Here is a 22,132-nt window from a genome sequence, read left to right on the forward strand (position 1 = left end):
CACAGAAAGTTCATAGTGGCACTGTAGATAAACACGGCTTACATCCGGCGGATACTGGATCATCCGCTTTCGCGGATGATGACGCCGGAGCAAAATGCGAGCTTTTCAATGAACTGGATCAACAACGTCGTACGGCCGAAGATCCGCAGCTTCCTGCGCCGCGAGACGCCGGACAATCTCTGGATCAAGTGCCCGGAGACCGGTCAGCTCGTGTTCTACAAGGACGTCGAGCAGAACCAGTTCGTCATTCCCTCGTCCGGCTATCACATGCGTATCTCGGCGCCGAAGCGCCTGGCGACGATGTTCGACGGCGGTGAGTACGAAGACATCGCGCTACCCGAGGTGCAGGTCGATCCGCTCAAATTCCGCGACGAGCGCCGCTACGCCGATCGCCTCAAGGACGCGCGCACCAAGACCGGTTATCAGGACGCGGTGAAGCTCGGCATCGGCCGTCTCGAAGGTCAGATGGTGACCATCGGCGTGCAGGACTTCGATTTCATGGGCGGCTCGCTCGGCATGGCCGCCGGCGAGGCGATCATCGCGGGTCTCGAAACCGCGATCAGGCGCGAGACGCCCTTCGTCATGTTCGCGGCATCCGGCGGCGCTCGCATGCAGGAAGGCATCCTGTCGCTGATGCAATTGCCGCGCACGACGGTGGCGGTGCAGTTGCTGCGCGAGGCGAAGAAGCCTTACATCGTCGTTCTCACCAACCCGACCACCGGCGGCGTCACCGCGTCTTATGCGATGCTGGGCGATGTGCATATCGCCGAGCCCGGCGCGCTGATCGGCTTTGCCGGTCCGCGCGTCATCGAGCAGACCATCCGCGAGAAACTGCCGGCCGGCTTCCAGCGCTCCGAATATCTCGCCGAACACGGCATGGTCGACATGGTCGTGCACCGCCACCAGTTGCGCGCAACGCTCGCCAATCTGTGTCGCCTGCTCACCAAGCAGCCGGCCTTTGTTCCCGCGGACAAGCAATTGCCGGCGGCGTGATTTGCTGTTCCAATTTAGGATGTCATCGTCCGCGAAAGCGGACGATCCAGTAATCCTGGTGCCTTCCATCGAAAGCTGGTGTTTACTGGATGCCCGCTTTCGCGGGCATGACAGATAGAGATATGAACCCCGTCGACTCCATTCTCGCGCGGCTGACCGCGCTGCATCCCAAGCGCATCGATCTGTCGCTCGAGCGGCTGGAGCGGCTGCTCGCGGCGCTGGATCATCCGGAGCGCAAGCTGCCGCCGGTCATCCATGTCGCCGGCACCAACGGCAAGGGTTCGACCATCGCCTTCCTGCGCGCCATTCTCGAGGCGGCCGGGCTGTCGGTGCATGTCTACACCTCGCCGCATCTGGTGCATTTCAACGAGCGTTTCCGTCTCGGCCGGAAAGGCGGCGAGGGTGCGCTGGTCAATGACGTCGAATTGTCGGCGGCGCTGGAGGAATGCGAGCGCGCCAACGGCGAAGCGCCGATCACGGTGTTCGAGATCACCACCGCCGCCGGCATGCTGCTGTTCTCGCGCCATCCGGCCGACGTGCTGCTGCTCGAGGTCGGACTCGGTGGCCGTCTCGACGCCACCAATGTCATCGACAAGCCGTTGGTCAGCGTCATTACGCCGGTGTCGCTCGATCATCTCGACTTCCTTGGCGACACGCTTGAAAAGATTGCTTTCGAGAAAGCCGGCATCATCAAGCAAAGCGTACCGGTGGTGGTCGCCGCGCAGCAGCGCGACGCATTGGCCGTGATCGAACGGCAGGCGGCGCGCATGAAAGCGCCGATCCGCATTGCCGGCGAGAGCTGGACCGCAACCGAGGAACGCGGCCGGCTGGTTTATCAGGACGACAACGGTCTGCTCGATCTGCCGGCGCCGAAACTGTTCGGCCGTCATCAGTTCGAGAATGCGGGGCTGGCCATCGCGGCTCTGCGCGCCGTGCCTTTGCTGAAGATTCCACCGGCCGCATACGAGACTGGTATTGCCAAAGCCGACTGGCCGGCACGTTTGCAGCGCCTGAGCACCGGGCGTCTGGTCGATCTTATTCCGCAAGGCGCCGAACTCTGGCTTGACGGCGGGCATAATCCGGATGGCGGCCGCACCATCGCTGCGGCACTCGCCGATATCGAGGAGCGCGTGTCGCGGCCGCTGGTGATGATCGTGGGCATGCTGGCGACCAAGGATGCCGCCGGTTTCCTGCGCAATTTCACCGGGCTCGCGCGCCACATGATCACGGTGCCGGTGCCCGGCGCCGACAAGGGCCTGAGCGCCGCGGATGTCGCCGAGGCGGCCAAGGGCGCCGGCCTACCGGCGCTGGCGCGCGGCAGTATCGATGAGGCGCTGGAGACAGTGCGCAAGCTCGATTTCGATGCGCCACCGCGCATCCTCATCACCGGCTCGCTTTATTTGGCCGGTGAGGTGTTGCGCGAGAACGGCACGGAGCCGGTGTAATTTCCACGAGTGCGGCATACTCGCTTTCCCCTCTCCCCTTGAGGGAGAGGGTGGCGAGCACCGTAGGTGCGAGCCGGGTGAGGGGTCCGGCATCCGTTAGCGCTGACCCCTCACCCGCCTTCGCTCACTCCGTTCGCTCAGGCACCCTCTCCCACAAGGGGAGAGGGGAAGAAAGCAAGACAAACAAAAACGGCCGGGAGTTACCCGGCCGTCTTCAATTCAAACCTAGCGTGCGCGGAAATCAAACCGCGGCGCTGATCCACTGCTGCAGCTTCTGCTTCGGCGCGGCACCGACCTGACGATCGGCGATCTCGCCGTTCTTGAACAGCAACAAGGTCGGGATCGACATGATGCCATACTTGGCGGCGATGTTCGGGTTCTCGTCGACGTTCAGCTTGACGATCTTCACCTTGTCGCCGATTGCGCCGGAAATTTCTTCGAGAGCGGGCGCGATCATGCGGCAAGGGCCGCACCATTCCGCCCAGAAATCCACGACCACCGGCTCGGACGACTTGAGAACGTCCGTGTCGAAGCTTGCATCCGTAGTCTTGCCGACGGCCATGACGAGCCCCTTTGACTGTTACCGGCGACGACGGAAATCGCGCCGAAAAATTGCGAGGACCGGAACCTATGAACGCCCCCTCGGGGCGTCAAGGTACTGATCGCGGAGAGGTGACCACCGACAGGGCATGGGTCAGCGCCTCCGCGGAAAGCTCCATCAGATCAAGGGCTTCGGTCCAGATCAGGGCGCAGCGGACAGCTTTTCCGGGGTACAATTTCGTTAGCACGGCCCGGTACAACGCCAATTGCCGGACGTATTGGGGCGGCACCTCGGGCAGGGACCGCGGCGCGGGGCGATTCGTCTTGTAGTCCGCGATCAGCACCCAGTCGGCGGTGACGACGAGGCGGTCGACCTGGCCATTGACCCGGCGGGTTTCGCCGTCGATCTCGACCAGGCCGACGATCGGCACCTCGGCGCGGCTACCGGGACCGAACAGGGCGCCGAAGCGGGCATCGTCAAGCACGCGCATGACGTCGGCGATCAGCGGCGCGTGGTCGGCGGCGGCGAGCTTCTTGCCCTCGCGCGCAACGTAATCCTGCGCTGCCGTGAGTCGCCGCTCGGGCGGAATGCCCGGCAGCGATTGCAGCAACCGGTGCGTCAGCGAGCCGCGCAGCATCGCCATGTTCTGCGCCTTGTTCTGCCCGTTGACCGGCAGCGGCCGCCGCGCGCTTTCGTCGAAGCCCGACGGCGTGATGATGCGAATCATGGCATCGCGCGGCGCTTCGTGCTTGAGCCAGTCGGGGACGATGATCGCCGGCTCGGATTTCTCCGGCGACGCCGCGCGCGGCGCTGCCTCGGCTTCCGCCGCTGCATAGGGATCGATCTTGCGAAAACGTCGTACCGTGCCCTCGCCATCGCCAACCGTGTCGTCGGCGTTCTCGCGCACGGTGATCTCGCCAAGTGCATGGTCGACGAGCTGATACCAGCAGCCATCGGGAATCTTGCGGTCGCCCTTGATGCCGCAGACGACGAGCCGTTCGGCGGCGCGCGTCATCGCCACATAGAGCAGCCGGCGATATTCGTCGGTGGCCTCGCGCAGTTTGGCCTCGCGCGCCGCGGCCATGGCGGCGCTGTCATTGGCCTTGCGGCCCGACCACACCATCGGCGTGGCCGCGCCGGGCACAGCCTTGTCCGGCGTGAGCGTCAGGAGCTTCGGCGGAATGGCGCCTTCGGGCTTCGTCGTCGTATCGGCAAGAATGACGAAGCGCGCTTCGAGACCCTTGGCGCCGTGCACGGTCATGACGCGCACCTCGTCGCGCTCCATTTCCATGTCGCGCTTCACCTCCGCTTCGGCGGCGCGCAGCCAGGCGACGAAGCCCTGCAAGGTCGGCGTTTCGCGCGATTCGTAATCGAGCGCGAGATTGAGGAATTCATCGAGCGCGTCGGACGCCTCATGCCCGAGCCGCGCCAGGAATTGCTTGCGGCCGTTATGGGCGCCAAGCAGCCAGGCATAGAAGGCGAAGGGCGAGAGCTCGCGCGCCTTGCCGCGCAGCAGATCGAATTGCGTTGCCAGCTCCGGCCGCTGCGTGCGCAACGAAGCATAAAGACTCTTACCCTTGCGATCCCAGGCAAGCTGTTCCAGCGCGATGTCGGTCAAACCGAACAGCGGACTCTTGAGAATGGTGGCGAGCGCGAGATCGTCGTCCGGCAACAGCAGCGCATCGGCCAGCACCATCAAGTCCATCACCGCGATATGTTCGGTGAGGACAAGACGATCGGCGCCGGCGACCGGAATGTCGGCTTGCTTCAGCGCGCGGATCACGGCTTCGAACAGCGGCCCGCGCTGACGCACCAGAATGAGCACGTCCTTCGGCGACACGCTTTGCCGCCGCCACGCCGCGATGGTGTTGGCAATGCGCTCGGCGAGCTTGGCCGGCGCGCTGCGCGCGGTCTGCAGATCGAACGGCGCCTGCCAGGCCGGCTTCTTCTCGATCAGATCCGCTTCGGTGAGATCCCACAATTCGACGAGGCCTGGCGCCTTGTCGGGTAAGGATTGATGAATGGGGCCGACATTATCGGCGCTGAGGCCGGCAAAGGCCGCGGCGCTGGCGAACACCGTATCGACCGCGCCTAATACATTGGCGCCGGAGCGGAACGAGGCTTTGAAGGCAATCCCTTCAAATCTGAGTTCAGCGCGTTCGTGCAGCCTCTTGAAATAATCGCGGCTGTCGGCGAACTCTCTCGGTTCCGCGCCCTGGAATGAGAATATCGACTGCTTCTCGTCGCCGACGGCGAAGATGGTGCGTGTGCGCTCATGCGCGCCCTTGCCGGCGAAGAATTCGGACACGAGGGCCTTAACAATGGCCCATTGCTTTGGGCTGGTGTCCTGCGCCTCGTCGATCAGGACGTGATGAATGCCGCTGTCGAGCTTGTAATGCACCCAGGCGGCACTCTGCTCGGTGAGCAGTTCGAGCGTCTTGTCGATCAGGTCGTCGTAGTCCAGCAGGCCGCGCCGGTTCTTCTCCTTCTCGAAGCCGCCGATCACGGCATAAGCGATGGCGAACAGCGCCATGCTGCGATCGCGCGCTTCGACGGCGCGTTTCTTGGTCAGCAGCGCCCAGACGCGGTCGCGCTCGCGCATCAGGCGTTCGCACAAATCGGGATGCGCCTTCTGCACGCCGCTGGTGGCGATGCGTTCGCGCGTCTTGTCGCGCGTGCCGGTGCAGAAGATGTCGAGATAGGTTTCGATGCGGGCGACCGCGTCGAGCGCGGCCAGCGCGCGGAAGCGACCGCCCTGGTCTTTATCGGTCTTGCTACCAGTCTCCAGCACGGCGGCGACCGACGGCCATTCCGACTGGATGAACAGGCTCTCCGCGAACAAGGCTGTATCGACCGCCTCGGCGGTGTCACCTGCTTGAAGGCCGAGCGCCTGTGACAGTTGCGTCGCCGCAGCGTCGATGCCGCCTGCAGCCGCGATCCAGCGCGTGAGGTCGTCGCGCTCGCGGATGGCGTTGCGTACCATGTCCTGAAAGGTCTGGTCGGCGGCGGCGAGCACGGCTTTTTTAAGCGCGCGGCCCAGCGGCGTTTCCGGCTTCTGCGCGGCTTCGAGCAGCACCTTCATGGTGAGGTCGTGCAGCAACTGATGCTCGGTCGCCTCGTCCAGCACCTCGAAGCGCGCCGGCACATTGGCCTCGAACGGAAACAGATGCAGCAACTGGGTACAGAAAGCGTGGATGGTCTGCACCTTGAGCCCGCCCGGCGTATCGAGCGCCAGCGCGAACAACTGCCGCGCACGCAGGCGCAAAGACGGCGTGATCGTTTTCACGCCGGTCCGGGTGATCGCGGCGTCCAGCGCGGTGTCGTCGAGCACGGTCCAGCCGCGCAGCACGTCGAACACCCGGTTCGCCATGTTGGCGGCGGCGGCCTTGGTGAAGGTGATGCAGAGAATGCGCGCCGGATCGGTGCCGTTTAGCAGCAGGCGGATAACGCGCTGCGCCAGCACATGGGTCTTGCCCGAGCCGGCATTGGCCGATACCCAGGCGGATTGCGCGGGATCAGACGCCGAGGTCTGCAGCGCAATGACGTCCGGCGGAATGGTGAGCGGCTTGCTCATTCGCCGGCCTCCTCGTCGAGGCCGGCAGTCAGCGACCATTCCTTGATGCGGGCGAGATGGTCGTAGGTGCCGTAGTGGTTTTTCCACATCGGATGGCGGAGCGAGAGGTAGGGGCTGTTCGGATCGGCGAACTGCGCCAGCACCTTGGTCAGTTCGGCCAGCGCCTCATCGGCCTTCATGTCCGGCGTGCTGTCCTTGAACTTGACGGAGCGTTCTTCGCCGGCTTCGACGCCGCCGCTCAGGCGCACATAGAGCAGTTCACTCACCGAGCCGCCCGCCGGAATATCCTTGAAACCGCCGTCCTTGAGGATCGCGGCTTCCAGCGTGAGCTGCGGCGACAGGCCGGCGCTGACCTGATTGTCGGATGGCGGCGCGCCGGTCTTGTAATCGATGATGGCGTAGCGGCCGTCGGCGAGGCATTCGATGCGGTCGGCGCGCACGGTCAGCGTGAAGGTGTCATTGCCGAACGTGATCGGGATGCTGCCGCCCACTTCAATCGAGAGCGCTTGCGCGCCGGCGCGGCGTTTGGCGTCGAAGCCGACGAACCACGCCGCGATTCGCTCGAAACGCGGCCACCAGAACGCCTTCGCCTCGGGGAAATTCTCCAGCGGCGCGAAGTGGCGCTTGCCGATGGCGAGCAAAGCCGACAGCGCATCGGCCGGCAGCTTGTCTTTATGGGTCTGGTCCAGCTCGGCAAGCGAGTCGTGAATGAAGGTGCCGCGCGCGGCGGCATCGATCGGCGCGTCGATGGCGTCGAGCGGCTGCAGCTTCAGCACATGCCGCGCATAAATCGTATAGGGATCGCGCAGCAGGTCTTCGATCTCGGTGACGCTGAGGCGGCGCGGCCTTGCCTCGAAAGGCGGCTTCGGCGCCGGGCGCTGCGCCGGTGTGATGGTCGCGGCCTCGTCGAGCGTGCGCGCCAGCGCGACATAATGCGCGCCGGTCTTCTGCGCTTCCTTCCAGCGCGCTTCGCCAAGCACGGCGGCCAAGCGCTGCACGAAGCGCGAAGCCACCGTCGGCTCGCCGCCGAGCTTGGCTGGCCGCGACAGAATCACCTCGCGCGCGCCGAGCGCCTGCGCGAAGTCATGCGCCGACAGGCCGATGCGCCGTTCCGGCAGGTCGAGGCCAAGCTGCCGCCGCATCGGCCGCGACAGCCAGGCATCGGCCTTTGCTTCCGGCGGCCAGACGGATTCGACCAGCCCGCCGAGCACCAGGCGATCGACATGCTGCAGACGCGCCTCGAGCAGGCCGAAGATGCGGATGCGCGCATCGGCCGGCGTGCGATGAATGGTGCGGTCGGCGATGGCGAGGTGAAACAATTCGGCGTAATCGGAAGCGGTGACGTCGAGCGCTTCGGCTGTGGTCAGTTCGTCGAACGTTTTTTCGAGTTCGCGAGTCATGCCGCCGAGTGCGACAAGCGCCTCGGCGTGCTTCGCGGCGAAAACGCCGATCGGCTGTGCGCCTTCCTGCTTCTCGAGCGGCGCCAATTGGCGCTGAAGCGTTTCGATCAAGGCGGCGGCGGCATCGAGATCGGCATCGCTCAACGCCAGCCGCGGATCGGAGCGGTGCAGGCCGGAGGCCTTGCCGGCGCGGCCGAGTTCGATCTGGGCGCAGATATCGGTGAGCGCGCCGGTAAGGCCCGTGATGCCTTCTTTGGGCCGTGTGCCGCGCAGCACGGCGCGCTCCAGCACGCTCACCGCATGAGCATCGAACGGGCTAGAAGGATGCTTGAGCAAAGCGAGCAGCGGGATCGGCGCGAATTTGTGGCGCACCACGTCCGCCACCAGCCGCGCGAACACGCCTTCGGGCAGATCGGCCAGCGACTGGCCGCGCGAGTCATCGACCGGCACGTTCCAGCGCGCCAGCAGCGCGGCGACGCGGCGGCCGAGCGCGACATCGGGCGTCACCAGCGCGGCTGTCTTGCCTTGGGTCTCCATCGCCTCGCGCAAGGTGACGGCGATGGCGAGCGCCTCTTCCTCGGCATTGGCGGCTTCGATGACGGCAAGGTCTTTAACGGCGGCGTCAGCGCGCGCGGCAAATTCAGTGTCGTTCGGCAACGCCTGCCAGAGCTGGCTCGCCAGCGCCGGACGCAAGGCTTCCGACGTGACGCGCTCGCGGCCATGCGGCGACGGCGTGGCGAGTGCCGTGATGTCCGAGCGCACAATGCCAATGCGCTTGATCAGCGAGGCCAAAGCAAATTGGGGATGGCCATGCGCGGCGTCGTTGTCGCTGAGGATCGCCTCCCAGCTTTTGTCGTCGAGATCGGTGTCGAGGCCGGGCAGCACAACGGCGCCATGCGGCAGCTTCGAAATCGTATCGAGCAAGGTCGCCGTCGCCGGGATCGAGCCGGTCGAGCCGGCAGCGATGATCGGGTCGCTGGCATTGGCGAGGCGCTCGGTCTCGGCCTTGATGAGCAAGTCGCGGCGTTCCGCCGGTTCGATGCGGTTGCCGCCGGCAAGAATGGCCGGCCATTGTTTGCGGATGAATTTGAGGAAGCCGAGCGTCAGGTCCCAGTATTTGTCGTGTTCGTCGGGTACGAGCTTGTCGAGCGCGTCCCACGGCACCTGCCGCGTCGTCATGTCGTCCATCAACCGCGCCAGATCCTGCGCCAGACGAAACGCCGTCACCGGATTGCTGGCGACGAGCGGCACATGTCCCCGATCCTTCGGCGCGATGGTGGTCGCCCATTTGAGGATCAGCGCCGAGAGCGGCAGCAGCCGCGACAGGCCACTCATCGCTTCGGGGATGGCGAGCGCCTGCTCGGGCAATTCAGCCTTGGCGGTTTCGGCGAAAGCGATGTCGTCCTCGTCGATGCCGCCGAGCGGCACGATGCGCGGCAGGATGGCGGCCTCAAGCCCGAGCCGGTCAAGAAACACGTCGCGGGCTACGCGGCAGGCGCGCTGCGTCGGCAGATAGAGTGTCGCACGCGCGATCTCGATGGGGTCGCGCGAGGCCGGATAACCCTTGACCAGCCGCCCGGCGAGCAGCGCGTCGATCAGCACCTCGAGGAACGGCGCCGACGCAGGGATGGTGAAGAGATTGGGCTTCATGCGGGGAGTATATAGGAAGTCGTCGCCGCTATCGCGGAGACGACAGAATAAACCTACCCCGTGCTCTCCGCGATCGCCTGTTCGGCCAACGCAATCGCATCGGGCGTGCCGACATGCATCCACAGGCCCTCGAGGCGCAGGCCGTAAAGCCGGCCGTTCTCGATCGCCTTGTCGAACAGTTTCGTCAGCGAGAAGGCGCCCTGCGGCGCGCCGTCGAACAATCGCGGCGACAGGATCGCGGCGCCCGCGAAGACGAACGGCGCCACCGTGCGCTCTTCCGGCCAGGCGAGGCGGCCGTCGGGCGCCATCATGAAATCGCCGCGGCCGTCATAGCCGATGCTCTCCGCCGTCGGGGCCAGCAACAGCAGTGCGTCCATCGTGGCGGCATCGAAGTGCTCGGCGAGCCGCGTCAGGTTCGGCTGCACGCCGTCGAGCCAGATGGTGTCGGAGTTGATGTGGAAGAACGGGCCGTCGCCGATGAGCGGCAGCGCCTTGACCACGCCGCCGCCCGTGTCGAGCAGTCCGCCGCGCTCATCGGAAATGACGATCTTCGGCGCGGTGCGCGAAGCAACATGCGCGATGATCTGCTCGCCGAGATAATGCACATTGACGATGGCTTGTTTGACGCCGGCGTCTTTGAGGCGATCGAGCACATGATCGAGCAGCGCCTTGCCGGCGACCTGGACCAGCGGTTTCGGCATGATCGCGGTCAGCGGCCGCATGCGCTGGCCGAAGCCGGCGGCGAGCACCATGGCGCTGTGCGGCGTGTCGATGCTCATGGCGTTCCTGTCTGGAAACCCGGCGGAGGGGGGATGTGGACGCCATACCATTCGGCGAGCGGCGCCAGCGCCGGATGCGCCAGCGCGCGCTGCAGATAGGTCCATACGCGCGGCAGATGACGCAAATATTGCGGCTTGCCGTCGCGCTTGTTGAGGCGGGCGAAGATGCCGAGGATCTTGGAGGCACGCTGTGCCGCCATCAGCGCATAGAGGTGGACAAAGGCATCGCGCACGAAGCCGTCCTCGCCCTCGCGGCCGCGCAGATAGCGCACCAGAAGCTGCACCTCGAGATCTTCCGGCACGTCGACGCGGGCGTCCTGCAATAGCGAGGCGACGTCATAGGCGGCCGGGCCCATCACTGCGTCCTGAAAATCGAGCAGGCCGATGCGCTTGATGCCGTCGCGGTTCGGCAGCCAGATCAGATTGGGCGAGTGATAGTCGCGCAGCACCCAGGTCGGCGGCGCTTCCAGTGCCGGCTTAAGCGCATCGGTCCACAGGGCGCGATAGGCGGCGCGCAGTTTCGCATCGGGTTCGACACCGGCATGCGGCAGATACCAGTCGATCAGCAGCGACACCTCGATCAGCATCGCGGCGAGATCGAAGCGCGGCACGCGATGACTGACACCGGGCTCGAGCGGTAGGTCGTTCGGCTTCGGCTTGCGATGCAGGGCGGCGAGCAGATCGGTGGCGATGCCATAGCGCTCGGCGATCGGCGCCGGCGGTTCGCCTTCGACCACGGTTTCGAGGCCGAGGTCTTCGAGAATGAGCAGCCCGGCGGCGCGGTCAGCGGCTACGATCTTCGGCGCAGAGAGGCCTTCATCACTCAAAGCGCGCGCCATGGCGATGAACGGCGTCACGTCTTCGGCAAGATGCGCGATAGCGCTGTAGGGCTTGCCGCCTTCGACCGGCGGCCCGTCCGGCCGGCGCGGCGAGTTCATGAGGATGAAGCTTTCGCTGTCGCGCGTCAGCCGCTCATACATGCGGCTGGAGGCATCGCCCTGCATGCGCGTGCGCGTTGCCTCGGCAAAGCCGTGAGTATCGAGAAAGCGCCGGATGGCGTCGATGCGTTCGACGCGCGCGGCAAGCTTGCCGAGCCCCGTCACCTTGCAATGCCGGAACGTGTCGCCCTGGCTGGCGTCCAGCATCAACGCGACATTGATGCGGTCGTCCGGCAGATGGCCGCGCGCCCGCTCCGGCCATTCGATCAGCATCACCGTCTGGCCGGCCTCGTCGTCGAAGCCGAGTTCGGTGAGTTCGTCCGGCCCGGACAGCCGGTACAGATCGGCATGAACCAATGCGAAGCGCGGCAGGTCGTAGCTCTGCATCAATGTAAAAGTTGGGCTCGGCACCTCGGCATTATCGTCGCCGGCGAGATGACGAATGAAGGCGCGCGCGAAAGCCGATTTGCCGACGCCGAGATCGCCGAGCAGGGTGATGACGTCGCCCGGCTCAATGAGATTGGCGATGTCGGCGGCGAGGCGCCGCGTCGCCTGCTCGTCGCGAAGTGCTACGGTAAAGCTGAACGCGGTGGGCGAGGAAGAGGGCATCGAATCGTCCAAAGGATACTCGTCTTTATAAGCGCAGCGCGCCGCATGCCGCCAGCGCGCAGGGTCCCGCCATCTTCATGCCCAGATTGGACCCGGTTCGACACTTTGTCGCCACGCATGGGGAATCGTTGCGGAATTGGTGCCAATTCGCTGGCGAGACAGGAACGTGTGCCTAGATCACACGTTGTCGGGCACGAGGGGTTTCGAACGAACAAGAATGGAGAATTTCTATGCGTAAACTGATCACCGGTCTTTCCGTCGCCGCCGTGACCGCGGCTGCTATTGTGTTGCCGGGCGTGGCCGGCGCCGTTGAGGCACCGGGCCGTGCCGACGCGTACTATCCGGTAGCCGTGCCCGCCGTGGGCGTCGCCACCGGCGCGGTCGTTGGCTTCGGTCTCTATAACGGCTGGTTCGGCGCGGCGCCGACGATCGCCGGCAGCACGTTGCCGACCACCGCGGCGGGCGCGGCGACCGTGGGCGGCGTCGCCGGTGTCGGCACCGTCGCTCTGATCGACGGCGTGTTGCAGCCGTGCCGCGGCTTCCATGCGCTGTTCGGCGCCAACAAGGACGCCTGCGCCAATGGCGAGTATGTCGGCTATCAGCAGCGTCCGGCGCGCTACGTCCGCTGATGACCCTCCCGGGTAAAGTAGCGTTCGCGTAAGCGTGAATGCGTCAAGGCCCCTGCGGTTCGCCGCGGGGGTTTTGTTTGATTGGACGTTACGCCGCGCTGCGCTTTGTCGCGGCAATCTTGGCGGCCGGCGTCTCGACCGGACGGCGCTGCTGTTCGGCGGGAAACGCGCAGGTAACGGTGGTGCCTTCACCGATGGTGGACTCGATCGTCACCGTGCCGCCATGCAGTTCGACGAAGGAACGCACCAGCGACAGGCCGAGCCCGGTGCCACGATGCCCCGAACCTTTGGCGTCGGTCTCGAACAGGTCGAACACCTTGTCCTGACGCTCGGGCTCGATGCCGGGGCCGCGATCGCTGACGGCGAAGATCACGGTGTCGCCATGACGTTTCGCCGTCAGCGTCACAGTGGCGTTCGGCGGCGAAAAACCGACGGCGTTCGACAACAGATTGAACAGCACCTGCTTCAGCCGCTTGGCGTCGGCGGTGAAGCTGCCGATATCGGAGGCGGCGACGATGTCGAGCGCTATGTGATTCGGGATCAGCCGGTCCTGCACGCCTTCGGCTGCTTCGAACATGCTGGCGCGAATATCGACCTGCGCCAGGTTCAGCGTCATCGCGCCGGCGTCAATGGTGGCGAGGTCGAGGATGTTGTTGATGATCGCCAGCAACGCATTGGTCGAAGTAGTGATGTAGCCGAGATATTCGCGCTGCTTCGCCGTCAGCGGACCGAATGCGGTGTCGCCGAGCAGATTGGCGAAGCCGATGATGTTGGTCAGCGGCGAGCGCAGTTCGTAGGAGACGTGGTGCACGAACTCGATCTTGATCGAGTCGGCGGCGACCAGCGCCTCGTTGCGTTCGCGCAGCGCGCGTTCGACGTTCACCGTATCGGTGACGTCCTGGAAGGTGACCAGCGTCGCACCGTCCGGCAGCGGCATGGTCGCCATGTCGATCATCATGCCGTCGCGGCGTTCGATGGTGGCGGCGACCGGCTCGCGATTGTCGATGCCGGTGATCGCGCTGCGCAATGTGCGCCACACCGCGCCGTCGTCATGCAAGGCCTGCGTCCAGGCGGTGACGGCTTCGACATGCGGATGGGTGTCGAGCGCTTCGGGTGTCAGCTTCCACATACTCTGAAACGCCGGATTGTGCAGGCGCACACGGCCGTCCGAGCCGAACACGGCGACGGCCTCACCGAGGTGGTCGAGCGTTTCGCTCTGCACCTTGATCAGCGCCTCGTAGCGGCGGCGCATCTCCAGGCGTTCGGTGACGTCGTCATAGAGATAAGTAACGCCGCCTTCCGGATTGGGCGTGGTGACGACGCGCAAGGTGCGGCCGTCCGGCAGGTGCCACATGTGCTCCTTCGGCTCGACGGCGCGATAGGCTTCGTAAAGCTGCTGCTTCCACTGCTTGAAGTCCTGCTCTTCCGGCAGTTTGCGCGCGCTCCGCAAGGTGTCGAGCACAGTGGTGTCGGTCGGCGCCTGCTCCAGCAGCGCCGGATCGAGATCGAACAGGACGCGGAACGCGGTGTTATAGAAGGCTAGTTTGCGGTCGGCGTTGAAGATGGCGACGCCGGTGGCGAGCTGGTCGAGTACGCGACGGTGCGCGTCCGTCATGCGCTTGAGTTCGGTGCGCATGGTCTCGGCTTCGGTGCGGTCGATCGCCATGCCGGCCGAGCCGGACGCGGTCGGCGCATCGACGACATCGAAGATGCGCCGCTCGCCGGCGACGACGGCCGGCAGGCGCCTGGCAAAGGCTTCGCCGCCGGCGCGCAGCCGCGCGATCTCGGCGCGCGCAGTGCGCTCCAGCATTTCCAGTTCGCGCGCGACGGCGTCGGTCGCGTCGCTGGCTTCGACCGCACGTGCATAGGCGCTGTTGGCGAAGATCAGCCGGCCGGCGGCATCGCGCGCCCAGACCGGCGCCGGCAGCGCCTCCAGCATGGCCTTCAGGGTATCGAGGTCGCCGGCGAGACGATCATGACGGGTCGAGACCTCGACCAATTCGCTTTCGATGCCGCTCACATCGCGCAGCCTGAGAATGGCGCGGCCGCCGAGCGCGCGGCCTTCGGCCTCCAGCGGCCGTCCGGCCAACGTGGTCAACGTCATGGTGAAGCCGCGGCCATCGCTGCGCAGGCGCGCGACTGCGTCGTCGAGGCGCTGGGCCGCCGCCGGCTCCAGCCAGGTGCCGAAAGCGAGCACCCGCGGCGTGCCCGCTCCGACGATCGACGTGTCGCCGATGATATCGGGTTCATCCGAGGCCGCCGGCCATGTCACGAGGACTTGCGGCTGCGACAGCAACAGTTGCTTGAGCCGATCGATCTCGGCCTGCATCGCCATCGCTTCGTCGCGCGATACCGAATTCTTGCGGTTGCCATAGCGGCTACGGGCGAGCGCGATGGTCGCCAGCACCGAGAAGCCGATCAGGCCGCCGATAATCGTCAGCGTTGCGAAGTCGTGGCGGGCAAACGACGTTGCGGCTTGCTCGATGGCAGGCTGGGCAAGAGCGGTCTTGCCGAATGCCGCCCATGCGGCGGCGATGAGCGCCGCGCGGGAAACGGATGTCAGGAATCCGCTTCGCTTCGGACGAGAGCGTTGCGCCCCGTTCGTCGTCCGGTGTGCTGCCGGCATTCCGATTGCCCCAAGAACGTGGCAAGCGCGCAGCCATCGACGCATCGAACGGCGCTTCGTCCGGCCCATCGCGGGAGCACCGGACAATGCGGATGCGATCGAGCCTATCGCTCGCGAATCATTGGACTTTACCCCTCAGGCGAGTCGTGCCGAAAGAGTCCATAAGGGGAACGGAGCGAGGAGAGACGACGTTTTCGGCGCGCGCCGGACTTAGGCCCTGTTGTGGCGCGCCCGCTTGGTCATGTCATCGACATTGATGCGGCCGAGCGCGGCCGAGAACGAGCGCTCGGCTTCGGCCAGAGCGGGTTGCACGATATCGATCACCAGGCCCGAAGGCGGCACGGGCACGTCATCGGCTTCGTCGGTGCTGGAGGCGGCGCGCAGAATATCCTCGGCCGTGATGTGACGGTGTTCGCGCGCCAATTCGTAGCCGCCATGAGGGCCGCGAATGCCACGGAGGATACCGTCGCGTACCAGGGCCTGCAGGACCGGCTCGAGGTGGCGAGGGGGCAGCTTGTGGCGGGCGGCGAGGGCCTTGGCCGATACCGGACGGTCATCGGAGTTCATGGCCACATCGATTACAGCGGCAATGGCCAGAACGCCTTTGCGGGAAACGAGCGGCATTATCGGCACCACGGGAAGGTATTACCCCCGTGGTAATAGATTACAGTCGCCGGTCCGTCTAGCGAAAAGCGGCAAAATTTGTTCTCAACTCCCGGTAGAGCCGAATCCGCCGGACCCTCGGGCAGTTTGGTCGAGGGACGTCGTCACCGTAATCGTTGCGCGCGTAACGGTTGCGATCACGCACTGGGCGATGCGCATGCCGCGCGTGATAACAACCGAATCGGCACCGAGATTGACGAGCAGCACCTGCACCTCGCCGCGATAATCGGCGTCGATGGTGCCGGGTGAGTTGAGCACGGTGAGGCCGTGCTTCATCGCTAGTCCCGAGCGCGGCCGCACCTGGGCTTCGAAGCCTTCGGGCAGCGCGAATGCCAGTCCGGTCGGCACCAGCGCCCGCGTGCCGGGTGCGATAGTGAGCGGCGCGTCTTCCGGCACCGCGGCCGTGAGATCGAAGCCGGCGGCGAGCGCGCTTTGATAGGCGGGCAGCGGCAGGCCTTCGCCGTGCGGCAGGTGCATGATGCGGAGTTCGACGTTCAAGTTCTATCCTTCCCAACGGCGGCGGCGATTTTCGCGATCAGCATCGCGGCGGCTTCTTCCTTGCTCTGCGGCGGCCAGTCGTCAACGCCGTTTGCCGTGACCAGGTGAATGGTGTTGCTGTCGCCGCCCATGATGCCGGTCGTCGGCGATACGTCATTGGCGAGAATCCAGTCGCAGCCTTTTTTGGTGAGCTTGGCCTTGGCATTGGCGATGACGTTTTCGGTCTCGGCGGCAAAGCCGATCACCAGCGGCGGCCGGTTGTGGGTGCGGTGGGCGATGGTTGAAAGAATATCGGGATTTTCAGTCAGCGAAAATTGCGGCACCGCGGCGCCAGCCTGCTTCTTGATCTTCTGTTCGCCGGCATTGGCGACACGCCAGTCGGCGACAGCGGCGGCGAAGATCGCGACGTCAGCCGGCAGCGCCTTTTCCACTGCGCTCAGCATGTCGCGCGCGCTCTCGACGTCGACGACGTCCACGCCCTCGGGCTTGCGCAGGTTGACCGGGCCGCTGACGAGCGTCACGGCCGCGCCTGCATCGGCCGCTGCCGCCGCAATGGCATAACCCTGCTTGCCTGACGAGCGATTGGCGATATAGCGCACCGGATCGATCGGTTCATGGGTCGGGCCGGCGGTGATGAGAATACGTTTGCCCTTGAGCGGTTGCGACGCTGACACGGGCTTCAACAGACGATCGACCGCGCTGGCGATTTCGAGCGGCTCAGCCAGGCGGCCCTGGCCGCGTTCGCCGCGCTCCGCCATCTCCCCGGAATTGGGCCCGATCAGCGAAACGCCGTCGGCCTTCAATTGCGTCAGATTGCGCTGCGTCGCCTTGTGCGACCACATCGCCGGGTTCATCGCGGGCGCCAGCAGGATCTTCGCTCGCGTTGCCAGCAGCACGGCGGTGGCAAGATCGGAAGCAAGGCCTTGCGCCATCTTTGCCATCAAGTCGGCCGTGGCCGGCGCGACGACGATCAAATCGGCTTCGCGCGCCAGGCGAATATGGCCGACGTCGAATTCGTGCTCGGGATTGAACAGATCGGTGTAGACGCGGCCGCCGACCAGCGCTCCGGCGGCGAGCGGCGTGACGAATTGCGTCGCCGCTTCGGTGAGAATGCAGCGCACGGCATAGCCGCGCTCTTTGAGCCGGCGAATGAGATCGAGCGATTTGTAGGCGGCGATGCCGCCGCCGATGATCAAGAGCACCCGAGGCGCGGTGGCCGCTGCTACGCCGGCGGCAGGAGCGGGGGGCTGCGCCGGGGCCTCGGTTTCGCCCGCCGCCTCGCGCAGGATGCTGCGCACCTCGTCCTCGACCGAGCGGCCATTGCGGGCGGCACGCAGGCGCAGTTGCTGCTTTAGGGCCTCGTCGAGCTGGCGGACGGTCAGTGACGCCATCGAAAAACTCCACTGGATCAGCGTACTAGAAAGTATTGATTGCACTGATGCCAGTGCAATCATCGGAGACTATCTCATTTCTCGTTGACAGTCTCCAACTCCGGCTCTATTTAACCGATCTGTTATTTAACACATTGGCTAAATAAAATGCCCGACACCGACCGTCTCAACGCCACCTTCGCTGCGCTCGCCGATCCGACGCGCCGCGCCATTTTGGCGCGCCTCGCGCTCGGCGAGACCTCGGTGCAGAAACTCGCCGAGCCGTTCGACATCAGCCTGCCCGCCATCTCGCGGCACCTGAAGGTGCTCGAACATGCCGGCCTCATCAGCCGCGGTCGCGACGCGCAGATGCGCCCGTGCCGGATCGATACGGAAGGCCTCATCGGCGTCGATCACTGGCTCGCGGAATATCGCAAGCTCTGGAGCCAGAGCATGGACAAGCTCGAAAGCTATCTCGAGGTCATGAAGGCGCAGCAGGCCGATCGCCCGGCGCCGAAAAAGAAAACCCGTTCGGTGAAGCGTCAAGGAGGAAGCCATGCCCGCAAAGACTGATCTCGATCTCAGCGATCCCGTTGCCATCAAGGGTACCCGCGAATTCGACGCGCCGGTTGAGTTGGTGTTTGCCGCCTTCACCGATCCGAAGCATCTGGCGCAATGGTGGGGGCCGAACGGCTTCACCACCACGACCTCGCATTTCGAGTTCAAGTCGGGTGGGACGTGGCGCTATGTCATGCATGGACCGGACGGCCGCGATTACAAGAACCTGATTACGTTCGAGGATATTCAGACGAACAAGCTTATTGCCTATCGCCACGGCGGCGGTGAGGGTGATCTGGAGCCGGTCAGGTTCTCTCAAACAATTGGCTTCGAGGACATCGGCGGCGGCCGCACACGCGTCGTCTGGCACGGCGTCTTCCCGGATGCGCAGATGCGCGATTTCGTCATCAAGGAATACGGCGCGGGAAAGGGTCTGCAGGAAACCACGGCGCGGCTCGCGGGCTATGTCGCCACCATGGCGCGGAGCTGAGCTCGTGACGCTCAAGCTCTACTATCATCCGTTGTCGTCCTACTGCCACAAGGCGCTGATCGCGCTATACGAGAACGACATTACGTTCGAGCCGATCGTGGTCGATCTCTCCAGCGAAGCGTCGAGTGCGCCGATGCGTGCGCTGTGGCCAGTCGGAAAATTTCCGGTTCTCAAGGACGAGAAGCGGGGCCACGCCATCGCCGAATCGAGCGTGATCATCGACTATCTCGACACGCATTATGCGCACACGCGCCTGATCCCGGCGGATACCGATGCGGCCTGGCAGGCGCGGATGTGGGATCGCTTCTTCGATCTCTATGTCATGGAGAAGCAGGGCAAGCTCGTCGAAGACAATCTGCGTCCAGTCGAGGCGCGCGATCCTCATGGCGTCGCGAAGGCGAAGGAAGCGATCGGAAAATCTTACGCGATCTTCGAGGACAAGATCGGCAACGGCATCTGGGCGTTGGGCGATAGCTACTCACTCGCCGATTGCGCTGCGTCGCCGGCCTTGTTCTACGCCAATTGCGCGGTGCCGATCACCGACACGACGCCGAAGCTGAAGGCCTATTACGAGCGGCTGATGCGGCGGCCGTCCTATCTGCGTGCGCTCAAGGAAGCCGAGCCTTTCTTCGATTGGGTGCCGATGGACGTGAAACCGCGGCTGCCAGCCTGACGCTACAGTAACGCCATCAGTGCCTTGCGCAGATCGTCGGCGCTGCCGTGCTTGATCTTGAACTCGAGCGCGGTGTGAGCCTCACGCCAGATCGGATAGGCCTCTGCCAGCAGGGCGCGGCCGGCGGGCGTGATGCCGAGGCGGCGGCTGCGCTTGTCGTCCTTGTCCACCGCGACGGTGACGAGCCCGCGCCGCTCCAGCGGCTTGAGGTTGGCGGTTAGCGTCGTGCGGTCCATCGCCAGAAGTTCCGCGACGCTGCCGATGGTCGGCGGTTCCGGACGATTGAGCGATGTCAGCAGCGAGAACTGGCCGCTGGTCAGATCGAGCGGCCGCAGAACCACGTCGAATCGCCGGGCCAGCGCCCGCGCCGCGCGCTGCACGTGCAGGCAGAGACAGGCGTCGCGCACCTCAATGGTCTTGTCGAACGGCAAGGCCGGCAGCGCGCTGGACTCGTGTCCGCGCGCCGCTTCCTGTTTCTTGCCGTGGCGTATTGACATACCGGATAATATGTTGATATCAACCTATTTGTCAAGGCGAGCCCCATCGGGCGAGCCGCCTATGCACAGCGATGAAGGCTCGTCGCACCGGGAAGGAAACGACATGCAAGTTCAGCCCTATTTGAGTTTCGAAGGCCGCTGCGAGGAAGCGCTAGAGTTTTACAAGAAGGCCATCGGCGCGCAGGTTGAGGTCATGATGCGCTTCAAGGATGCGCCGGCCGACGGCGGCATGTCCGGTGATGGCTGTGCCGGTCCGATGCCGCCCGCCGACAAGATCATGCATTCGAGTTTCAAGGTCGGCGACAGCGTCGTGATGGCGACCGACGGCATGACCAGCGGCAAGCCCGATTTCAAAGGCATCTCGCTGGCGTTGTCAGTCAAAGACGATGCGGGGGCGAAGCGAATGTTTGACGCCCTGAGTAACGGTGGCGCCGTGATGCAGCCGCTGATGAAGACTTTCTTCGCATCCAGCTTCGGCATGGTGGCCGACAAGTTCGGCGTCTGCTGGATGGTGGTCACCGCGCCGTAACGCGACTCAAGCCGGCAATTCGGGGCAAGGAGGAAAGTGATGCTCGATATCAATACGACACTGCCTTCGGCCCTCACTTTGGCCGAGAACTGCGACGTCCGCATCAAGGGCGAGAGTGCCGACTATCGCAAAGCCCGCACGGCGCTGCTTGCCGAGGAGATCGAACTGCGCCGCCACATCGAGCGCGTCGCCGAGATGCGCCGTGCATTGCCGCCCGGCGCCCCGATGAAGAACTATCGCTTCATCGGCGAAAGTGGTCCGACCGATCTCAACGCCATGTTCGGCGACAAGCAGACGCTCGTTGTCTACACTTACATGTACGGCCCGCAGCGCGAACGGCCCTGCCCAATGTGCACGTCGCTGCTGTCGGCATGGGACGGCGAGGCGCGTGACATCATGCAGAATGTCGCGCTCGCCATTACGGCCCGTTCGCCGATCGAACGGCTCATTTATTTCAAGAATGAGCGCGGCTGGCGCGACCTCAAGCTTTACTCCGATCCGTCCGGGGAGTTCAGCCGCGACTTCCATGCCATCGGTGAAAACGGCGGCGATGACGCCGGCCTCCATGTCTTCACGCGGCGCGATGGCACCTTGCGCCATTTCTGGAGTGCCGAGATGGATGGCTCTACCGCCGATCCGGGCCAGGACCCGCGCGGCGCGCCGGACCTGATGCCGCTCTGGACAGTGCTGGATTGCACGCCCGAAGGCCGCCGACCGGATTGGTATCCGAAACTCGACTACGGCCGCTGAGCCGGTCGACCTCAAGAATACGTCCAAGGAGGAAACATGGCTGTCGTCAAACAAAAGCTCGCGACCTGTTTGTGGTTCGACAAACAGGCCGAAGAAGCCGCGAAGTTCTATTGCTCGGTGTTCAAGAATTCGAAGATCGGCCGTACCGCCTATTACCCGGACACGGGTCAGGACATTCACGGCAAGCCGGCGAATTCGGTGCTGACAGTGGAGTTCGAGCTCGAAGGCATGCCGTTCATGGCGCTCAATGGCGGACCGCAGTTCAAGTTCAACGAGGCGGTCTCGCTGCAGATACCCTGCAAGACGCAGGATGAGATCGACTATTACTGGGCCGCGCTGACCGCCGATGGCGGTCAGGAAAGTCAATGCGGCTGGCTAAAGGACAAATACGGTCTGTCCTGGCAGGTGTTCCCTGACTTCATGGGTGACATTCTGGCCGGTCCGGATCGCGCCGCGGCAAAGCGAGCCATGGACGCTTTCATGAAAATGAAGAAGTTCGACCTTGCGACGGTCAAGAAGGCCTACGAAGGCAGATAACGAAAACGACAAGGAAAGAGGAAACGAGCATGACCTACGTCGATGGATTCATCGTGCCGGTGCCGAAGAAGAAGGTGGCGGCCTACAAGAAGATCGCCACGCTCGCCGGCAAGATCTGGATGGAGCACGGTGCGTTGTCTTACGTCGAAGCGGTGGCTGACGATGTCAAGCCGGGCAAGTGGACGTCGTTTCCGCAGAGCGTGAAGCTCAAGAAGGGCGAGGTCGTTATCTTCTCGTACATCACGTACAAGTCGCGCAAATCGCGCGATGTCGTCATGAAGAAGGTGATGTCCGACAAGCGATTGAAGATGGACATGTCGACAATGCCGTTCGACGGCAAGCGCATGATCTTCGGCGGCTTCAAGGCGATCGTGGAGAAATGA

Annotated in this window: 20 protein-coding genes; 10 read left to right on the forward strand and 10 right to left on the reverse strand. The window is 64.5% G+C overall.

The features are described 5' to 3' along the window. Positions 1 to 108 precede the first annotated feature (108 nt). Positions 109 to 993, forward strand: coding sequence for an acetyl-CoA carboxylase, carboxyltransferase subunit beta (gene accD / locus E8Q40_RS01595; protein WP_137042741.1), 885 nt, complete (start codon positions 109 to 111; stop codon positions 991 to 993). Positions 994 to 1,115: 122 nt separating this feature from the next. Further along, positions 1,116 to 2,438 carry a folylpolyglutamate synthase/dihydrofolate synthase family protein gene (locus tag E8Q40_RS01600; RefSeq protein WP_246662978.1) on the forward strand — a complete coding sequence of 441 codons (1,323 nt, stop codon included), beginning with the start codon at positions 1,116 to 1,118 and terminating at the stop codon, positions 2,436 to 2,438. A 241-nt stretch (positions 2,439 to 2,679) separates the two neighbouring features. Here E8Q40_RS01600 and trxA read toward each other — a convergent pair whose 3' ends face one another. From trxA to tsaE, 5 genes are all read right to left on the reverse strand, one after another. Beyond that, a complete protein-coding gene (trxA, locus tag E8Q40_RS01605) occupies positions 2,680 to 3,000 on the reverse strand; it encodes a thioredoxin (protein WP_137042743.1) in 321 nt (106 codons plus the stop codon). An 88-nt stretch (positions 3,001 to 3,088) separates the two neighbouring features. Continuing rightward, positions 3,089 to 6,553 carry a double-strand break repair helicase AddA gene (gene addA / locus E8Q40_RS01610; RefSeq protein ID WP_137042744.1) on the reverse strand — a complete coding sequence of 1,155 codons (3,465 nt, stop codon included), beginning with the start codon at positions 6,551 to 6,553 and terminating at the stop codon, positions 3,089 to 3,091. Further along, a complete protein-coding gene (addB, locus tag E8Q40_RS01615) occupies positions 6,550 to 9,603 on the reverse strand; it encodes a double-strand break repair protein AddB (protein ID WP_137042745.1) in 3,054 nt (1,017 codons plus the stop codon). The genes addA and addB overlap by 4 nt, the downstream gene beginning before the upstream one ends. Before the next feature lie 53 nt (positions 9,604 to 9,656). Continuing rightward, positions 9,657 to 10,382 (reverse strand): nucleotidyltransferase family protein, encoded by a 726-nt coding sequence (locus tag E8Q40_RS01620; protein ID WP_137042746.1) that lies wholly within the window; start codon positions 10,380 to 10,382, stop codon positions 9,657 to 9,659. Then, entirely contained in the window at positions 10,379 to 11,929 is a 1,551-nt protein-coding gene (gene tsaE, locus E8Q40_RS01625; RefSeq protein WP_137042747.1) for a tRNA (adenosine(37)-N6)-threonylcarbamoyltransferase complex ATPase subunit type 1 TsaE, read from the reverse strand. The genes E8Q40_RS01620 and tsaE overlap by 4 nt, the downstream gene beginning before the upstream one ends. A 230-nt stretch (positions 11,930 to 12,159) precedes the next feature. Here tsaE and E8Q40_RS01630 point away from each other — a divergent pair, with 230 nt between their 5' ends. After that, entirely contained in the window at positions 12,160 to 12,558 is a 399-nt protein-coding gene (locus E8Q40_RS01630) for a hypothetical protein (RefSeq protein ID WP_137042748.1), read from the forward strand. An 88-nt stretch (positions 12,559 to 12,646) separates the two neighbouring features. Here the strand turns inward: E8Q40_RS01630 and E8Q40_RS01635 are convergent, their stop codons facing one another. From E8Q40_RS01635 to coaBC, 4 genes are all read right to left on the reverse strand, one after another. Continuing rightward, on the reverse strand, positions 12,647 to 15,184 hold the full coding sequence (locus E8Q40_RS01635; RefSeq protein ID WP_137042749.1) for a PAS-domain containing protein: 2,538 nt from the start codon (positions 15,182 to 15,184) through the stop codon (positions 12,647 to 12,649). Positions 15,185 to 15,394: 210 nt separating this feature from the next. Continuing rightward, positions 15,395 to 15,808: an Rrf2 family transcriptional regulator gene (locus tag E8Q40_RS01640; RefSeq protein ID WP_137042750.1), complete on the reverse strand. Its 414-nt coding sequence runs from the start codon at positions 15,806 to 15,808 to the stop codon at positions 15,395 to 15,397. Between the two features lie 84 nt (positions 15,809 to 15,892). Continuing rightward, positions 15,893 to 16,324: a dUTP diphosphatase gene (dut, locus tag E8Q40_RS01645; RefSeq protein ID WP_137046534.1), complete on the reverse strand. Its 432-nt coding sequence runs from the start codon at positions 16,322 to 16,324 to the stop codon at positions 15,893 to 15,895. A 17-nt stretch (positions 16,325 to 16,341) separates the two neighbouring features. Next, positions 16,342 to 17,736, reverse strand: coding sequence for a bifunctional phosphopantothenoylcysteine decarboxylase/phosphopantothenate--cysteine ligase CoaBC (gene coaBC / locus E8Q40_RS01650; RefSeq protein ID WP_137046535.1), 1,395 nt, complete (start codon positions 17,734 to 17,736; stop codon positions 16,342 to 16,344). A 147-nt stretch (positions 17,737 to 17,883) separates the two neighbouring features. On the opposite strand from coaBC, the gene E8Q40_RS01655 reads away from it, so the two are divergent. Genes E8Q40_RS01655 through E8Q40_RS01665 form a run of 3 tightly spaced genes read left to right on the forward strand, consistent with a single transcriptional unit; the run spans position 17,884 to position 19,436 of the window. After that, positions 17,884 to 18,288, forward strand: a complete 405-nt coding sequence (locus E8Q40_RS01655) for a helix-turn-helix transcriptional regulator (RefSeq protein WP_137042751.1) — start codon at positions 17,884 to 17,886, stop codon at positions 18,286 to 18,288. Then, a complete protein-coding gene (locus E8Q40_RS01660) occupies positions 18,272 to 18,763 on the forward strand; it encodes an SRPBCC family protein (protein WP_137042752.1) in 492 nt (163 codons plus the stop codon). The genes E8Q40_RS01655 and E8Q40_RS01660 overlap by 17 nt, the downstream gene beginning before the upstream one ends. Before the next feature lie 4 nt (positions 18,764 to 18,767). Continuing rightward, positions 18,768 to 19,436, forward strand: coding sequence for a glutathione S-transferase family protein (locus E8Q40_RS01665; RefSeq protein ID WP_137042753.1), 669 nt, complete (start codon positions 18,768 to 18,770; stop codon positions 19,434 to 19,436). Positions 19,437 to 19,438: 2 nt separating this feature from the next. Here E8Q40_RS01665 and E8Q40_RS01670 read toward each other — a convergent pair whose 3' ends face one another. Further along, positions 19,439 to 19,933, reverse strand: a complete 495-nt coding sequence (locus tag E8Q40_RS01670) for a MarR family winged helix-turn-helix transcriptional regulator (RefSeq protein WP_137042754.1) — start codon at positions 19,931 to 19,933, stop codon at positions 19,439 to 19,441. A 103-nt stretch (positions 19,934 to 20,036) separates the two neighbouring features. Between E8Q40_RS01670 and E8Q40_RS01675 the strand changes: the two genes are divergently transcribed. From E8Q40_RS01675 to E8Q40_RS01690, 4 genes are read left to right on the forward strand one after another with little or no spacing between them, the layout of a single operon-like run. Beyond that, complete coding sequence (locus E8Q40_RS01675) at positions 20,037 to 20,462, forward strand: VOC family protein (protein WP_137042755.1); 426 nt, start codon at positions 20,037 to 20,039, stop codon at positions 20,460 to 20,462. A 39-nt stretch (positions 20,463 to 20,501) separates the two neighbouring features. Further along, positions 20,502 to 21,212, forward strand: a complete 711-nt coding sequence (locus tag E8Q40_RS01680; RefSeq protein WP_137042756.1) for a DUF899 family protein — start codon at positions 20,502 to 20,504, stop codon at positions 21,210 to 21,212. A gap of 36 nt (positions 21,213 to 21,248) precedes the next feature. Then, complete coding sequence (locus E8Q40_RS01685) at positions 21,249 to 21,749, forward strand: VOC family protein (RefSeq protein ID WP_137042757.1); 501 nt, start codon at positions 21,249 to 21,251, stop codon at positions 21,747 to 21,749. Positions 21,750 to 21,778: 29 nt separating this feature from the next. After that, the gene (locus tag E8Q40_RS01690) at positions 21,779 to 22,132 is read left to right on the forward strand and encodes a DUF1428 domain-containing protein (RefSeq protein WP_137042758.1); all 354 of its coding nucleotides are present in this window, start codon (positions 21,779 to 21,781) and stop codon (positions 22,130 to 22,132) included.

Origin of the sequence: Pseudolabrys sp. FHR47 (genome assembly GCF_005153485.1) — a bacterium.
Classification (GTDB): Bacteria; Pseudomonadota; Alphaproteobacteria; order Rhizobiales; family Xanthobacteraceae; genus Pseudolabrys.

Coding starts and splice junctions, on each gene's coding strand:
- tsaE (WP_137042747.1), bottom strand. CDS start 11,929: ATGCCCTCTTCCTCGCCCACCGCGTTCAGCTTTACCGTAGCACTTCGC.
- E8Q40_RS01670 (WP_137042754.1), bottom strand. CDS start 19,933: ATGTCAATACGCCACGGCAAGAAACAGGAAGCGGCGCGCGGACACGAG.
- E8Q40_RS01640 (WP_137042750.1), bottom strand. CDS start 15,808: ATGCCGCTCGTTTCCCGCAAAGGCGTTCTGGCCATTGCCGCTGTAATC.
- coaBC (WP_137046535.1), bottom strand. CDS start 17,736: ATGGCGTCACTGACCGTCCGCCAGCTCGACGAGGCCCTAAAGCAGCAA.
- addB (WP_137042745.1), bottom strand. CDS start 9,603: ATGAAGCCCAATCTCTTCACCATCCCTGCGTCGGCGCCGTTCCTCGAG.
- E8Q40_RS01630 (WP_137042748.1), top strand. CDS start 12,160: ATGCGTAAACTGATCACCGGTCTTTCCGTCGCCGCCGTGACCGCGGCT.
- E8Q40_RS01655 (WP_137042751.1), top strand. CDS start 17,884: ATGCCCGACACCGACCGTCTCAACGCCACCTTCGCTGCGCTCGCCGAT.
- E8Q40_RS01600 (WP_246662978.1), top strand. CDS start 1,116: ATGAACCCCGTCGACTCCATTCTCGCGCGGCTGACCGCGCTGCATCCC.
- E8Q40_RS01635 (WP_137042749.1), bottom strand. CDS start 15,184: ATGCCGGCAGCACACCGGACGACGAACGGGGCGCAACGCTCTCGTCCG.
- E8Q40_RS01685 (WP_137042757.1), top strand. CDS start 21,249: ATGGCTGTCGTCAAACAAAAGCTCGCGACCTGTTTGTGGTTCGACAAA.
- trxA (WP_137042743.1), bottom strand. CDS start 3,000: ATGGCCGTCGGCAAGACTACGGATGCAAGCTTCGACACGGACGTTCTC.
- E8Q40_RS01660 (WP_137042752.1), top strand. CDS start 18,272: ATGCCCGCAAAGACTGATCTCGATCTCAGCGATCCCGTTGCCATCAAG.
- addA (WP_137042744.1), bottom strand. CDS start 6,553: ATGAGCAAGCCGCTCACCATTCCGCCGGACGTCATTGCGCTGCAGACC.
- E8Q40_RS01675 (WP_137042755.1), top strand. CDS start 20,037: ATGCAAGTTCAGCCCTATTTGAGTTTCGAAGGCCGCTGCGAGGAAGCG.
- E8Q40_RS01690 (WP_137042758.1), top strand. CDS start 21,779: ATGACCTACGTCGATGGATTCATCGTGCCGGTGCCGAAGAAGAAGGTG.
- accD (WP_137042741.1), top strand. CDS start 109: ATGAACTGGATCAACAACGTCGTACGGCCGAAGATCCGCAGCTTCCTG.
- E8Q40_RS01620 (WP_137042746.1), bottom strand. CDS start 10,382: ATGAGCATCGACACGCCGCACAGCGCCATGGTGCTCGCCGCCGGCTTC.
- dut (WP_137046534.1), bottom strand. CDS start 16,324: ATGCACCTGCCGCACGGCGAAGGCCTGCCGCTGCCCGCCTATCAAAGC.
- E8Q40_RS01680 (WP_137042756.1), top strand. CDS start 20,502: ATGCTCGATATCAATACGACACTGCCTTCGGCCCTCACTTTGGCCGAG.